This window comes from Rhizobium sp. G187 (assembly GCF_051549525.1).
Classification (GTDB): Bacteria; Pseudomonadota; Alphaproteobacteria; order Rhizobiales; family Rhizobiaceae; genus Allorhizobium.
The window spans coordinates 774,354-789,220 of record NZ_JBPUGM010000002.1; the positions used below are offsets into that span (position 1 = coordinate 774,354).

Consider the following 14,867-nt stretch of genomic DNA (forward strand, 5'->3'; position numbering starts at 1 on the left):
CAGTGATCGTGACGGGCAGACTGGTGATCATCGGAGCGGGGCAGGCGGGGTTTGCGCTCGCGGCCAAAATGCGGACCCTGGGCGATCAACGCCCGATCACCATTCTTGGTGCGGAGCCTGTCGCCCCCTATCAGCGTCCTCCACTGTCGAAGAAGTATCTTCTGGGCGAGATGAGCTTTGACCGCCTCCTGTTTCGCCCGGAGGAATGGTATGTCGAGAACAATGTCGAGCTCAGGCTTTCGACATCGGTCGAGATGATCGATCGGGAAGCGCGGCTTGTCCGCCTGTTCGACGGCAGCAGCATCGACTACGAGACGCTCGTATTCGCGACAGGGGCATCGCCCCGCCGGCTGCCGGATGCGATTGGCGGCAATCTTGAAGGCGTCTACACGGTTCGCGACAAAGCCGATGCGGACAAGCTGGCCGTGGAAATGAAAGCCGGTCGGCACGTGCTGATCATTGGCGGTGGCTATATCGGTCTTGAGGCCGCCGCCGTCGCCCGCAAGCTCGGTCTTTCGGTCACGCTCATCGAAATGGCGGATCGGATCCTCGCGCGTGTCGCGGCGAAGGAGACGGCCGAGATCATGCGGGCCATTCATAGTGCGGAAGGCGTGGATATCAGGGAGAGGACCGGACTCGTGCGGTTGATCGAGGATGGGGGCCGGGTGACGGCTGCCGAACTCTCCGATGGCACCGTTCTCGACATCGATATGGCCATTGTCGGCATCGGTGTTCTGTCGAATGACCAGCTGGCCTCTGACGCCGGTCTTGAAACCATGAACGGTATCGTCGTCGACGATCACGCCCGCACTGCCGATCCTGCCATTTTCGCCGTGGGCGACTGCGCCTTGCAAACCTGGAACGGTGAGAGAGTTCGGCTGGAATCGGTTCAGAATGCCGTAGACCAGGCGGAGGCTGTCGCGGCCCAGCTCGTCGGTGGCACTGCGGCCTATCAGCCGAAGCCATGGTTCTGGTCGGATCAATATGAGGTCAAGCTGCAGATAGCGGGCTTCAATCTTGGATATGATGAAACACTGGTGCGTCCGGGTAGCCGGGAGGGCAGCGCCTCGGTCTGGTATTTCCGCATGGGCCAGCTGGTTGCGGTCGACGCGATCAACGATGCCAAGGCCTATGTGACCGGCAAGAAACTTCTGGAAACGGCAAAGGCCGTTGACAAGGCTGTGCTTGCCGACCCAGCGGCCGATCTCAAACAGTTGCTGTGAAAGCGTGAAGCGGGGGTCCTGTCCGCGCTCCTCTGAAGACAATAAGAAAGGGTCCGGCGCTAGCCGGACCCTTTATTTGTTTGTAGAATAGTTATCGCATAAACCTAAAAGCTCAATCTTTTCAAAGTGATGGTAGCGCTATCACATCACTTTCAAAAAAAAGTGATGCAATCAGCATGCAGCAGCCCGTTCGAGAACGGGGACGCACATATCGAGGTCATGCGAGGCAAGATGCGCATAGCGCATGGTCATGGTCAGCGTCTGGTGTCCAAGCCACATCTGCACTCGACGGATATCGATGCCGCCCTGAACCAGGCGCGAGGCGCAGGTGTGGCGAAGAACGTGCGGCACGACATCCTTGTCGTCCGCAAATCCGATCTTGTCCTTGGCATTGTGCCAGGCAATCCGGAAGCGCTGCTGATCGATTTCGGCAAAGGGGCCGGAGTGGCGCCTGTCAGATGCCGCAATGGCAGCCGCCGCCCGCTGGGTGAGGGGGACGGAGCGCGAACGACCCGACTTGGTCACCCAGAAAGTGACACGATGCGCATTGATATCGCCCCAACGCAGATCGAGGCCCTCGCTCAAGCGGGCGCCCGTATCGACGAGGAACATGCAGAATCGGTAGTAAAGTTCGGAATGGGCGCGAATTTCGGAGAACAGCAGGTCCTCCTCGTCGCGATCGAGGAATCGAATTCGCCCGGCTTTTTCCTTTTGCCGCTTGAATTCGGGCAGACTGTGGACGTCTCCCATCTTGTAGGCCTTTCGCAGTAGCTTGCTGAGGGCCGCCATCTTTCGATTGATGGTGGCGTTGCTATTACCGCGTTTGCGCAATTTGCCGATAAGTTCGTCGAGCATCGACTGCGAGAAGGTCGCAAAGCTCGGAATATCAAGGAGATCGTGAAGCTCTCCGATAAAATTGGTGACATTGTATTTGTGGCTGCCATTCATCCACAGCAGGTCGCCATATTTGGCGAACATCTCACGCAGGGAGGTTTCCCGCACCTCGTGCAGGATATTGCCGGTACTGTACTGATAATGGACGGAGTAATTGGGTACCTCGACAAAGCTGTCGAAACCCGTACCGGCCGGCAGTTCCACTTGCATATGTCCCCACATCTCATTCACACGCGCGAACGAGCACGTCGCTCGTTTCCCCGCGAGCGGCATAATTGTTATAAGATATAAAAAGTATAGGGCAAAACGGCACAAACTTTTGTGATCGGCTCGATGCGAGCCCCTGTCATGCTTTCGATTTGTGTCTCCTGGATTGGTAGCCCTTCTGCAGGGAAGGGCGGGCAAGATATTGAATTACAACAATAGTCAGGTGAACTGCCGCTTGAGCAAAAGGGCCCGGCTCCAAAAGAAGCCGGACCCTCTAGCTATTCGCTAATCCGTTGTGGATTAGAACGAACGGGTCAGGCGAACGAAGCCGTTGAAGTTGTCGTCAGCGCCGTCAGCGTCGATGTACTGGACGTCAGCCGAAGCCGTGAGGCCAGCAGCGAGCTTGTATTCAACGAACAGGTCAGCAGCCCAGGCGTCAGCCGAGGTGAATACGCCACCGTCAGCTACGTCGCCGTAGTAGTTAGCCTGCGCAGTGATGGCCAGCTTCTCGGTTGCGTTGAAGGTGTAAGCAGCTCCGATGGTCCACTCAGACTGGAAGTCGTAGCCGTAGGAGTAGCCAGTTGCGTAGGCACCAGCAATGCCGAGCGTACCCGGGCCGAGGTCAGCCGAGACTACAGCAGCGATTGCGCCTTCTTCAGCTTCGAAGTCGTAAGCGCCATTTACGACGATAGATGCAGGACCGAATGCTGCCGATACAAAAGCCTCGGCACCAACTTCGTTGCCGTAGTCAGCGAGAACGGCACCAGTTGCGTCCTCTACATACACGCCCGACAGGTCGTCAACGCCGAGACCGACGGAGAACGCATCCGAAGTGTAGGTGTAGGAAACGGTGTTGAAGCGCGCGTTGCCGAAGTAGTCGTCGGACTCACCAGCCAGACCCCAATCGTCAGCCCAAGTCAGAGCGCGACCGACCTTGAAGCCGCCAACGGTGATGTAGGCCTGATCCAGGCCGACGTCAGCGCGGGAGAGTTCTGCACCCTGAGTTGCCTGAAGGCGGATGTAGGAACCGATCGTGCCAATTTCCGAGTCGTTCTTGGCTTCGAACGCCACGCGAGCGCGAACTTCAGTTTCGAAGTCGTCAGCAGCGCTGTCATCAAACGACAGGGTCGCACGGACTTCGCCGCCGATCTTGAGGCAGGTCTCGGTGCCGGGGATGTAGAAGTAGCCGGTGCCGAAAGCGTCGCAAACGCGAACGTATTCCATGGGCTCAGGCTCGGCAGCAACGATGGCGTCGGCAGCCTGGGCGCCGGAAACTACAGCGAGAGCTGCAGCGGAGCCGATGAGAAGGCTCTTGATGTTCATTATTGACCTCCAGTCAATTATAGAGGTCACGCTTAGGCGTCTCGCGGAATAAATATTATATATCAATAGGATAGGCTGGATGTGCGGGTATCTGCTCGTACCGAGCCAGCCAACAAAACCGTGCACGCGCAGTCAGGAAGGCGTCCAGGGTGATCCGAAAATCACGCAGCACAGCTGCGACGCGGTAAAGCGAGGTATTTGCGATGAAAGATGAGAAAAGCCGCTCGGGCCAAATGGCGGAGAGGATGGGATTCGAACCCACGATACGCTTTTGACGTATACTCCCTTAGCAGGGGAGCGCCTTCGACCACTCGGCCACCTCTCCGGTCCGGCCTGATTATTGTCTTGAATCGTCGAATGCAAGGCCTTTTATCCGTCTCGCACATTTTACCGCGCAGATGACCCGCTGAAGAGCGCCGCCCGCTGCGCGCCAGAGGCCTCAACAGACGCCTAACGCCAGAATCACAAGGGAATCAGGGCAAAATGGGAATCAGCCAGGGAATCGCCTGGTCGATTCTGGCCCTCCTCTGCATGAATTGAACGGTGAGGGCCGCGCCAAACGCGTATCGGCAAGACGTCCTTCAATCCAGCACCGGTCACCGCCGGCACGGGAATCCCCTTATAACAAGGGCAAACTGTCCCAAATCGGATGTGCTCCGGATAGTGGAGCCCCCCTATATATAGAAAGGAAGCTCCTCTAACTGTCGGATTCCATTCGCCTTTCTTAACGAAAGGTAAATGACTTCGGGTCCTGGATCGCGGTTTTGTGACCTTTCGGCAACAGGATTTCGGTAAGGGGGGTGGCGATCCCCCCATTCCTCTCTTTGGTGATTGCATGACCGGAGATGTTTTGTATTTTCAACATCGGAAGCGAGGCGGTGGATCGTCCGTCTTCTGAAACCGACGGGGATGGGGCAGGGAACGCTGTCCTTCAGCCAAATAACCCAGACCCATACGAAACTTGACTGGAGGTCAATAATGAACATCAAGAGCCTTCTCATCGGCTCCGCTGCAGCTCTCGCTGTAGTTTCCGGCGCCCAGGCTGCCGACGCCATCGTTGCTGCCGAGCCTGAGCCCATGGAATACGTTCGCGTTTGCGACGCTTTCGGCACCGGCTACTTCTACATCCCCGGCACCGAGACCTGCCTCAAGATCGGCGGCGAAGTTCGCTTCTCTTACGACTGGGCCAAGGTTGACGGCGAAGATTTCGGCGGCGACTTCCAGACCCGTGGTCGCGTAGTTTTTGAAGCCAAGAATGACTCGGAAGTCGGCACCATCGGTTCCTACATCCGTATCTCTGGCACCAGCGACGACGAAGTCACCGTAACTGACGTTGATGGCGACGATTACACGCTCGGTTCTAACCTGTTCCTTGATCAGGCCTACATCACTGTTGGCGGCTTCAAGGCCGGTTACTTCCTGACCTGGCTCGACGACGTTGGCACGGCTGCTGAAGGCGACGCCTTCATCACCAACGCAAAGTTCGACTCTGTTTCCTACACCTACGCAACCGACTCCTTCACCGTTGGTCTCGGCGTTGACGAGCTGTCGAACGACGGCTTCGACGACCTCGGCGTACAGGGCTTCGCTTCGGCTTCGCTCGGCGCAGCCACGATCTCTGCTTGGGGCGCATACGACTTCGACGCTGAAGAAGGCCTCGTTGTTGGCGAAGTCTCGGCTGAAGTTGGCCCGGGTACGTTCGAACTCTACGCTGGTTACGCTTCTGGCGAATCCACCTACGCACAGGTTGCTGAGTGGACCGTTGGCGCAGCTTACGGCTTCAAGGCTACCGAAAAGCTCACCATCACCCCGTCGGCTAACTACTGGGGCGACGTTGGCTTCGACAGCGGCGTAGACGCATGGGGCGTCGGCCTTCTGGCTGAATACCAGATCGCAACTGGCCTGAAGGCTGCTGCGACCGTCGACTACTTCGACGCCGACGACAGCTCGGAAGCTTGGACCGGCTTCGTCCGTCTGACCCGCTCGTTCTAATTCGATCTTAGGATCGGATAGGGAAAGCCCGGCTTTTAGCCGGGCTTTTTCCGTTTGAGCGCCTCAGAGCCTGCGTCAGCATGGCCGGTGCGTATGCCGCTCAGGCGGTAAGAAACGCCGCAATTTGCTCGGGGAGCGGTGCGAGGTGCAGGATCGGTGCATGGCCTTGGCCCTCGGCCTCGATGAAAACGAGATCCGGTTTGCGGGCAGCCATGGCCTGCACAGTCTGATGCGACAGAAGCTGCGAGTTTTCTCCGCGGATCACCATCAATGGCTTTTTCGCCAGACCTTCATAAGCCTCCCAGAGTGTGGGTAAGGGCGCATTGAGGTCGATCGCACTGATTTGAGCAGCGATGGCCGGGTCGTAATCGGATGATAGTCTGCCATCCTGTTCCCGGAACAGCGCTCCCGCCATGTCGCGCCAGTCTTGCTCGGTGAGTCGCGGAAATTCCGCGCCATAGGCCTGACGCAGGGCTGCGACGGCCTCATCGATTGTGCCTGGCGTATCTCGGGCCGCCAGTTGCGTCTGGATCGTCCGGAGCCCGTCCGCCTCCAGCACAGGACCAATGTCGTTGAGAACGGCCCGGTCGATCCGCTCTGGATGTGTCATCGCGAGCATATGCAGGATCAGGCCGCCGCGCGAGGTGCCGATAAAGGCGGCTTGGTTCAGTGAAAGCGCATCCATCACCGCGATAACATCGCTGGCTTCCACCGGTACCGTATAACGGGTCGGGTCCGGATCACGATCCGATCGCCCCCGTCCGCGCGACGAGATCGAAATGACCTGACGTCCATGCGGGGAGGCGGCGAGAATATGCGCCAGCCCGTCAAAATCGAGAAGGTTGCGGGTCAGTCCCGGCAGGCACACAACCGGGGTCCCGCCATTGGACACACCATAAAGCCGAAGATGCAGGCGCAAACCGTCCGCACCCGTGATGAAGCGATCCTCGACATCCACCATGCAGGCCATCTCCCCTCTGTGATACCGATTGCTGACAGCATTCGAAACCGGATGGGGACAATGCTAGTGCAATTCCAGCAAGACTGCGAAGCGATTTTGCCGGCGCAGATGGCGGAAGATTGGAAGGCGACAGAACTTCACTCAGCGCCCGAAGCGCAGATCGTGCACGATGTCGGTCTTCTGGCCAAGCCTTGTCTTGTAGACCTGATAGTTCTCCATAACCCGCTGCACATAGTTGCGCGTCTCGGGGAAGGGGATGCGCTCGATCCAGTCGACGACCTCGTCGATCGCCTTCCCGCGCGGGTCGCCATAGCGGCCAATCCATTCCGGCACTTTGCGCGGGCCCGCATTATAGGCAATGAAGGTCAGGATGTAGGAACCGCCAAAGGCGTCGATCTGCTCACCGAGATAATGAGCGCCGAGCGTGGCGTTGAAGCCGGCATCGCGTGTCAGTTTTTCGGGCGCATAGGCAATGCCGTGGCGTTTTGCGACGCCCCGCGCCGTGCCCGGCATCAGCTGGAGCAGCCCTTGCGCATTGGCGGGCGACACGGCCCCGGGATTGAACGAGCTTTCCTGCCGCGCAATCGCATAGGCAAGCGCCTTGCCGGAGCCGGCAATATCCGCAGCATCGGGAATGACACCGACCGGGAAGGCAAGCGCCGGCACATCGATCCCTCGGCCATAAGCCGTCTTGCCGATCTGCAGCGCCAGATGATGGCCGCCCTCGGATTTTTCCGCCCGCGCCGCCAGAAGCGCAAGTTCCCCCGGACTGTCCAGCTGTTCCGCCAGCATCTTGTAAAGTCCCTGCGCCCGCCTGCCATGTCCAGCCGCCTCGTAACGCGCGATGGCGCGCACCGCTTCGCGACCGGCAAAGCGTTCCCGTTCGGTGTCGCTTGGCGCCGGATAGGGGATGGTCAGACCGGACGCGCCACGGCGAGCGGCCGCGAGCTGTCCATAAAATGTGCTGACGTGACGCGCAGCCTGGGCAAATTGAGTGTCGGCCCGCGCCTTGTCGCCGGCTGCTTCCGCCGTACGGCCGAGCCAGTAATAGGCACGCGACTGAGAAAGCGGGCGGTCGGATGCCGCCAGGATCCGCTCGAAGTGAGGCCGAGCCAGCGTCGGGTTATGAAGCGACCGCAGCGCATACCAGCCGGCATGGAACTCGGCATCGACAACGTCAGCCGGATCGGTCGCAACATGATTGGCGACAATCTGATAGGCCTCGCGCGTTTTCCCGAGATCGGCAAGCCCCCGGGCAATGATCCGCTGCTCGTTCCACCAGGCACCCGCATCGACCAGCCGCTCGCGTTCTCTCGGCATGCGGGCAAAGAGCGTGGCTGCTTCTTCGTATTTCTGCTGCTTGCGCAGGTTTTCGATGCGTATAAAGAGAGCCGCAGGCTCCTTGGCCCATGCGGGCTCGAGCTTGCCGATCAGATCGCCGGCATTGGCCGATCCCGCAATCAGCGCGGCCCAGGCCGTGTACAGTGGGTCTGCTTCCGCAAGTGCAGCAAAGCGTTTCGCCTGGCTGGCGCGGTCCTTGTAAAGCAGGCGCTCCATGCGCAGGCGGTGATCGGCCTTGTCCAGCATGCCGCCGAAATCGGCCAGAATCCGGTCTTCCCAAAAGGTTTCGAGCACTTCATCATGCCAGAGATGCTGGATAATGCGTTTGGCCGCGGCCGCATTGCCGGTATCGGCATGGGCACGGGCCAGCAGCAACTGCCCCTCGGTCGTTTCCGGCGCTGTCGTTCCGAAGGCAGACAGGACAAGGCTTGCCGAAGGCTTCGCCTTGAAAAGCGCGCGCTCGGAATTCGAACGAAATGTCTTGGCACCGGGCCAGCCCTCAAGCTCGCGGCTTGCCGCTGCAATCTCTTCCGCGGCAATCTCCGGCAGGCCGGACATGGCAATCGACCAGGTCAGCATGTGCCGATCCAGCCCGCTGGCCATCCGGTTGCGGATGGCAACCGCACCCGCCCCATCTCTGGCGGAAAGCGCATCCAGCCCCGCCTTCAGATCCGGGTTGACGGCGGGAAGCCGGTTCGTTCGCGGAATGGTGCCGGTGGTCTCGGCAGACGGCAGGTCAAAGGAGGGCGGCATGGCTTTGGTCGGCGCAAATCCCAGCGGCTTGCTCAGCGGCACGGGCACATCCTCTGGCAAGGAGGGCATGTCCGACAATGCTCGCGCGAGGTCCATCCCACCCGCGGCGAGAACGCCACAGCTGACGATGGAAGCGAACAGGACGGCTCTTTTCATCCACACACCCGAGACTTGCGACCATATTGCCAATAGGCGGGTCTAAAGGTTAACGAAATCTTGTCGAACCCGGAAAAGGCGGCCTGGCCAATCCTTGCGGATTCCGTCACAAAACCGTTGAACATGCGCTTGTCGCACCAAAAGGTGCGAAGTAATGTGCAGCCGATTTAATTCAGGAATGCGGCCGAAGCGTGAATGTCGGCCCGTGGGAGTTCATTGCATGTTCCAGGGATCCATTCCCGCACTCGTCACGCCCTTCACCGATACGGGGGCCGTCGACGAGCAAGCCTTTCTCGCCCATGTCGAATGGCAGATCGCGGAAGGCTCAACCGGCCTGGTCCCGGTCGGCACCACGGGCGAATCCCCGACGCTCTCCCATGCCGAACACAAAAGGGTCGTCGAGCTCTGTGTGCAGGCGGCGGCCAAGCGCGTGCCCGTCATTGCCGGTGCCGGCTCCAACAATACGGTGGAAGCGATCGAGCTTGCCCAGCACGCCGAAGCCGTCGGCGCAGACGCGCTGCTCGTAGTCACACCCTATTACAACAAGCCGACCCAGAAGGGCCTGATCGCCCATTACAAGGCGATCGCCGAGGCCGTCTCGCTGCCGATCATCATCTACAACATCCCCGGCCGTTCGGTGATCGACATGACGCCGGAGACCATGGGCGCGCTTGCGAAAGCCCATAAGAACATCGTCGGCGTGAAGGATGCGACCGGCAAGATCGAGCGCGTCTCCGAACAGCGCATCACCTGCGGCACGGATTTCGTCCAGCTCTCGGGCGAGGACGCCACGGCGCTCGGCTTCAACGCCCATGGCGGCGTGGGCTGCATTTCCGTCACCGCCAATGTCGCGCCGCGCCTCTGTGCGGAATTCCAGGCCGCGACCCTCGCTGGCGACTATGCCAAGGCCCTTGGCCTGCAGGACCGCCTAATGCCGCTGCACAAGGCCATCTTCCTGGAGCCCGGCCTCTGTGGCGCCAAATACGCCCTCAACCGCCTCGGCCGTATGAGCCGCAATGTCCGCCTGCCGCTCTTGGGCACGCTGGAGGCTTCGACGGAAGCCGCGATCGACGCGGCGCTGAAGCATGCGGGACTGATGAATTGAGACAAAAGGCCGGCGGAAACGCCGGCTTTTTTGTTGGGTGAAGTGAGGCTCAGGGGTGAATTCGAAATACGGATGATGGCCGCAACTCTTCATTCGTTAATCTACCTGTCCTTGGATAGTCCACCAAAAATGGAGCGAAGCGATTTAATCTGATAACCTGGGACGTCTTCGAAAGGTTGAGCTGCGACGGACTGAAGAACGAGAATGACTACTTGAAGTCGACCGTGCTGAAATAGTCATTTGAGATACAGGATGTGGAGGATCGACGCGTGATCGACGTGCCCACAGAGATTGAGGTCATTATCCAAGGCTTCGAGCAGTCTGAAGAAAAGCTGGGGGCCAACGTAATATCGGCTGCCTTAAGCCCTGCTCGCATGAAACTTGCGGGCAACTCAGATGCATTCCGTGACGCATGGCCTGATGCCATGGCCTTCGCTCTACAGCGTGAAGCCGAGAACATGGGACCGTGGAACACTTATTTCGGAGCATGGAGTTCAGGCACTAAGGCAGATGGCTCGGATTGGTATGGGCCTGATGTTCGGGAACTGACACCTGAAGTAATTGAGCATTGGAAAGCACGAGCGAAAACCCTTGGCCATCCGGTTCTAAGAGGCCGCTACGCAGATCTTGTATGGGAGTTCAGCAGTCCCGTGTCGAAGACGCGGGGCGATCCTGAATTTGCTCGCATCGCTATCGACAGCTATCTGGCCTCGGTGACGAACGACATGCGGCCGGATCAACATGACAATATAGTTGTGCTCAAACGCGCAGCCCGCCTTGCAGCCCTCATAAACGACGTGGAACGCATTAGGGGTACAAAGGGCCAGCTTCTTATTGCTTTCGACAAGGCGGTAGCTGAGAAGGCATGGTGGTGGGCGGTCTCCGACGAACTGCTGCAGAATCGAAAGATCGCGTTGAGCGAAGACGACCGGGAGCGCTTGCGAACTGGTTGGGAGACCTTGTTCGCTGGATATACTGCACCAGGCTCCGACAGCTTCGATCCCCATCACGCCGAGAACGTTGGCGTTCGTCTCATCGATTACTACCGCAAGGCGGGGGCGACTTCCGAGGTTGAGCGTGTCGCCAAAGGGATAGCCGACGCTTTCATCTATATTTCGCGCGCTGGGAGCGCCATGCAGGCGATGGGCTGGCTAGAGACCGCCGTCGAATACATGTCAACGGCCGGAGACAAGGACCATGCGAGGGCAGTCAGGCTCGAACGTGAGCAAGCTATCCGCAATAGTCACGAGGAAATGCAGTCTTTCACAACGACGATGACAATCGACAAGGAGGAATTGGACGAATTCCTTTCTACTGTCGTCGACAAAAATAGCTGGCAGCAGGCTCTGTTTAATATTGCAGTAGAATTCACCGAACCTAGGGAGAGGCTCTGGGGTTCCTTGCAACGCGAAGCGAGAGCTGCGCCGCTCATGGCGATGTTCTCTTCATCTATTCTCGCTGAAGATCATAAGGCCGCGACCGTTGGGTCGACTGAAGATGACAAAGAAGGGAATCTCATTCGACGTCTGAATACCGGTCAACAACTCAACAGACAGTTTCTTGCGAGGGCGCTTGACGAGGCTGTGGATTTCCATCGTTTGTCGCCGGAGGAAATATCAAGTTTCATTTTTCAGTCCGAATTATTCGATGACTTCCACCTAATGCGAGAAGGCATCAAGGCTTGGATGCACGGGGACTATATCAAAGCGCTGTTCACGCTCGTTCCTCTGATTGAGACAGGGTTCCGGAAGTTGGCGAGAAATCTGGGAGAGGTCACGACCAAGGCCAAACGCGGCGCGCCGGGTTGGGAGGTGTCCTCCAACCTCGGTGATTTCCTCGCCATGGAATCGGTCCAGAAGGCCATGGGTCCTGATATCATCCTGCAAATCAAATCGATCTTCGCAGACGCGCGCGGTACCAATCTTAGGAACCTTGTGGCACACGGACTTGCCTCCTCGTCCTATGCGAATTGGCAGGTTTGCGATTTGATCATTCACTCCCTGCTAGTCATGGGGGTCTACGAAGAGGTTCGCGACGTAGCTGCGCGACGCGGGGAGGAAGCCGCTCGAAAGGCGGATGTCGGCGACTACGGTGATGAAATGCCCACTGGTGAACCGGTGCAGGATGGCGATGTTTGAGACGAATTATCGATTCCATCACACAAACTGCGGTAGCTTCATTGTCGACCTGGTAGAGGTACTTCGGTTTTCAGAAGCCGAGTAGAGGCGGAGAGTTAGAGATCTGAAGGCGCAATGCCGACGCCTCTCCACCTCCACCTTTATTTCCCCCCCATCCTCCATTACATACCTCCCATACCCGCCACGCCCCGCCCGCGCATGGCGAACTCCACGACAAAATCCCGGGCGAAACGGAAGATTGAACCATGGCCCCCAAAGGCTCACAGCGCACCGTCAACAAGATCGTCGCGGAAAACCGCAAGGCGCGCTTCAATTATGAGATCGTCGACACCTACGAGGCGGGTCTTGTTTTGACCGGCACGGAGGTCAAGTCGCTGCGGGAAGGCAAGGCCAATATTGCCGAATCCTATGCTTCCGATGAGGGCGAGGAGATCTGGCTGATCAATTCGCATCTGCCGGAATATCTGCAGGCCAACCGCTTCAATCACGAGCCGCGCCGCCGTCGCAAGCTGCTTTTGTCCAAGCGCGAGATCAACCGTCTGCGCTCCTCGATCAATCGCGAGGGCATGACGCTTGTGCCGCTCAAGATCTATTTCAACGAGAAGGGCAGGGCGAAGCTGGAGCTGGCGCTTGCCAAGGGCAAGAAGCTGCATGACAAGCGCGAGACCGAGAAGGAGCGCGATTGGAATCGCCAGAAGCAGCGGATCATGAAGACGGGTTGATGAGCATGCCAGCCACACATTTGAAGGTCACGGTCGGCCCCTTCGTTTTCGAAGCCCGGTTCGAGCTGGAAAAGGCGCCGGAAACCTGCCGGATTTTCCAGAACTTCCTGCCGTTTCACAATCAGGCCATCCATTCGCGCTGGTCGGGCGAGGCAGTCTGGGTGCCGCTCGGCGATTTCCAGTTCGGTGCCGGCTTTGAAAACCACACCGCCCATCCGTCGCGCGGCGATATTCTGCTCTATCCCGGCGGCTTCAGCGAGACGGAACTTCTCTTTGCCTATGGCAGCTCGCAATTTGCCAGCAAGATGGGCGTGCTTTCCGGCAACCATTTCCTGACGGTGACAAAGGGCATGGAGCAGCTGGAGGCCATGGGCAAACAGGTCTTGTGGCAGGGCGCGCAGGATATCGCTTTCGAGGCGATGTAAGTAAAGAAAGTCCTCTCCCAAACCCTTCCCATCTCAAACCCTCCCCATAAGGGGGAGGGCATAACGCGGCCTCGCCGTCTGCGGCTCAGCGAAGCGGACGTCGATTGCAGGTAGGGCAGGGAAGCCGCGCGTCCTCTCCACACGATGAGGTGCCGGCAAACCGCTTGCTATATCGACAAAGATGTATGCGACGCGAAAGCCCCTCCCCCTTGTGGGGAGGGGATTTTTTTCTGAAATCGGAGGGCGAGCCCTCAGTGCTCTTCTTCGTGGCTCGACACCGGTTCTGCCACACGCGGTGCGCCGCGTTCGCTCGGATCGCGGCCGATTTCCGCCTTCAGCGTCATCAGGTCGATGAAATGGTCGGACTGTCGGCGCAGGTCATCTGCGATCATCGGCGGCTGGGTCGACATGGTCGAGACCACCGAAACCTTGCGGCCCTTGCGCTGCAGGGCTTCGACCAGCGTCGTGAAATCGCCGTCGCCGGAAAACAGCACCAGATGGTCGACCGTTTCGGACTGTTCCATGGCATCGATCGCCAGTTCGATGTCCATATTGCCCTTGACCTTGCGGCGGCCCATGGAGTCCGTGAACTCCTTGGCAGGCTTGGTCACAACCTTGTAGCCGTTATAGTCAAGCCAGTCGATCAGCGGACGGATGGACGAATATTCCTGATCTTCGATCAGCGCCGTGTAGTAATAGGCGCGGAGCAGATAGCCGCGCTTCTGGAATGCCTTCAAAAGCTTGCGATAGTCGATATCGAAGCCGAGGCTCTTGGAAGCGGCATAGAGATTGGCGCCGTCAATAAAGAGAGCGATTTTTTCGCGTGGGTCGAACATCCCCGATATCCTTAAATCCAATAGAGGCAATATGGCTAAAGGCAATGAAAAACAAGACGTTGCCCCTCCACTTATGAACACTCCTGTAAATTATGAAGTGATCATATAATGACTATTTAGTGTGCTGCCCGGGGTATTCCAAGCAGCTTGTGGTTGAAACCGGTTGTATCCGTGATCTTTTTGGGGTCAACAGGACCGTGAGAGGCGGGCGAGCACGAAAAACTTGAATTTCCTGTCCATTGATTGTATCGCAACCCTCAATTCCATACATTCACGACCGTAAAGGACAGGCTATGGCCCGCGTCACCGTTGAAGATTGCATCGACAAAGTCGAAAACCGCTTCGAGCTCGTGCTGCTCGCCAGCCATCGCGCTCGGCAGATTTCGCAAGGGGCGCCGATCACCATCGATCGCGACAAGGACAAGAACCCGGTCGTGGCGCTGCGCGAAATCGCGGACGAGACCCTGTCGCCGGATGATCTGAAGGAAGACCTCATCCATTCGCTGCAGAAGCACGTCGAAGTCGACGAGCCGGAGCAGGAGCCGAGCTCGATGCTCGCCAATACCGGTACGGCCGGCAAGGGCGACGAAGAGGACGAACTGCCCGAGACGCTCACCTTCGACCAGATGTCGGAAGAAGATCTTCTGGCTGGCATCGAAGGGCTTGTGCCGCCAGAAAAGAGCGACGATTACTAATCGTCAACCGGTCGGACGTAAGTCTGTCGGGAGCAGTTGGATTGTGTGCGCCAGTCATGTCGGCTGGCGCGCTTTTCGTTTCCGGGGGACGCTTGA

The 14,867-nt window shown here is 58.4% G+C and carries 12 protein-coding genes and 1 tRNA gene; 7 read left to right on the plus strand and 6 right to left on the minus strand.

The window, feature by feature from the left end; genetic code table 11:
• Nucleotides 1-8 precede the first annotated feature (8 nt).
• Nucleotides 9-1,223, plus strand: a complete 1,215-nt coding sequence (locus ACSV9I_RS08585; protein WP_438328378.1) for an NAD(P)/FAD-dependent oxidoreductase — start codon at nucleotides 9-11, stop codon at nucleotides 1,221-1,223.
• A 171-nt stretch (nucleotides 1,224-1,394) separates the two neighbouring features.
• Here ACSV9I_RS08585 and ACSV9I_RS08590 read toward each other — a convergent pair whose 3' ends face one another.
• The 3 genes from ACSV9I_RS08590 to ACSV9I_RS08600 form a co-directional block, all read right to left on the minus strand.
• On the minus strand, nucleotides 1,395-2,327 hold the full coding sequence (locus ACSV9I_RS08590) for a tyrosine-type recombinase/integrase (RefSeq protein ID WP_438328379.1): 933 nt from the start codon (nucleotides 2,325-2,327) through the stop codon (nucleotides 1,395-1,397).
• Between the two features lie 297 nt (nucleotides 2,328-2,624).
• Nucleotides 2,625-3,647 (minus strand): porin, encoded by a 1,023-nt coding sequence (locus ACSV9I_RS08595; RefSeq protein WP_438328380.1) that lies wholly within the window; start codon nucleotides 3,645-3,647, stop codon nucleotides 2,625-2,627.
• A gap of 234 nt (nucleotides 3,648-3,881) precedes the next feature.
• Nucleotides 3,882-3,972 (minus strand) — tRNA-Ser (locus ACSV9I_RS08600).
• Between the two features lie 653 nt (nucleotides 3,973-4,625).
• Between ACSV9I_RS08600 and ACSV9I_RS08605 the strand changes: the two genes are divergently transcribed.
• Entirely contained in the window at nucleotides 4,626-5,639 is a 1,014-nt protein-coding gene (locus ACSV9I_RS08605) for a porin (RefSeq protein ID WP_438328382.1), read from the plus strand.
• Nucleotides 5,640-5,739: 100 nt separating this feature from the next.
• Here ACSV9I_RS08605 and ACSV9I_RS08610 read toward each other — a convergent pair whose 3' ends face one another.
• Both ACSV9I_RS08610 and ACSV9I_RS08615 read right to left on the minus strand, forming a co-directional pair.
• Entirely contained in the window at nucleotides 5,740-6,600 is an 861-nt protein-coding gene (locus tag ACSV9I_RS08610) for an alpha/beta fold hydrolase (protein ID WP_438328383.1), read from the minus strand.
• 141 nt (nucleotides 6,601-6,741) lie between these two features.
• The gene (locus ACSV9I_RS08615) at nucleotides 6,742-8,850 is read right to left on the minus strand and encodes a transglycosylase SLT domain-containing protein (protein WP_438328385.1); all 2,109 of its coding nucleotides are present in this window, start codon (nucleotides 8,848-8,850) and stop codon (nucleotides 6,742-6,744) included.
• A gap of 220 nt (nucleotides 8,851-9,070) precedes the next feature.
• Here ACSV9I_RS08615 and dapA point away from each other — a divergent pair, with 220 nt between their 5' ends.
• The 4 genes from dapA to ACSV9I_RS08635 all read left to right on the plus strand — a co-directional run bounded on the left by dapA (nucleotide 9,071) and on the right by ACSV9I_RS08635 (nucleotide 13,240).
• On the plus strand, nucleotides 9,071-9,955 hold the full coding sequence (gene dapA, locus ACSV9I_RS08620) for a 4-hydroxy-tetrahydrodipicolinate synthase (protein WP_438328386.1): 885 nt from the start codon (nucleotides 9,071-9,073) through the stop codon (nucleotides 9,953-9,955).
• 269 nt (nucleotides 9,956-10,224) lie between these two features.
• On the plus strand, nucleotides 10,225-12,093 hold the full coding sequence (locus ACSV9I_RS08625) for a DUF4209 domain-containing protein (RefSeq protein WP_438328388.1): 1,869 nt from the start codon (nucleotides 10,225-10,227) through the stop codon (nucleotides 12,091-12,093).
• A 245-nt stretch (nucleotides 12,094-12,338) separates the two neighbouring features.
• A complete protein-coding gene (gene smpB / locus ACSV9I_RS08630; protein WP_438328389.1) occupies nucleotides 12,339-12,815 on the plus strand; it encodes an SsrA-binding protein SmpB in 477 nt (158 codons plus the stop codon).
• A 5-nt stretch (nucleotides 12,816-12,820) separates the two neighbouring features.
• The gene (locus ACSV9I_RS08635; RefSeq protein WP_438328549.1) at nucleotides 12,821-13,240 is read left to right on the plus strand and encodes a DUF3830 family protein; all 420 of its coding nucleotides are present in this window, start codon (nucleotides 12,821-12,823) and stop codon (nucleotides 13,238-13,240) included.
• A 251-nt stretch (nucleotides 13,241-13,491) separates the two neighbouring features.
• On the opposite strand, the gene ACSV9I_RS08640 is transcribed toward ACSV9I_RS08635, so the two are convergent.
• The gene (locus ACSV9I_RS08640; RefSeq protein WP_438328391.1) at nucleotides 13,492-14,076 is read right to left on the minus strand and encodes a LabA-like NYN domain-containing protein; all 585 of its coding nucleotides are present in this window, start codon (nucleotides 14,074-14,076) and stop codon (nucleotides 13,492-13,494) included.
• A 293-nt stretch (nucleotides 14,077-14,369) separates the two neighbouring features.
• Here ACSV9I_RS08640 and rpoZ point away from each other — a divergent pair, with 293 nt between their 5' ends.
• On the plus strand, nucleotides 14,370-14,771 hold the full coding sequence (gene rpoZ, locus ACSV9I_RS08645) for a DNA-directed RNA polymerase subunit omega (protein WP_054159779.1): 402 nt from the start codon (nucleotides 14,370-14,372) through the stop codon (nucleotides 14,769-14,771).
• The last annotated feature ends 96 nt before the right edge of the window (nucleotides 14,772-14,867 follow it).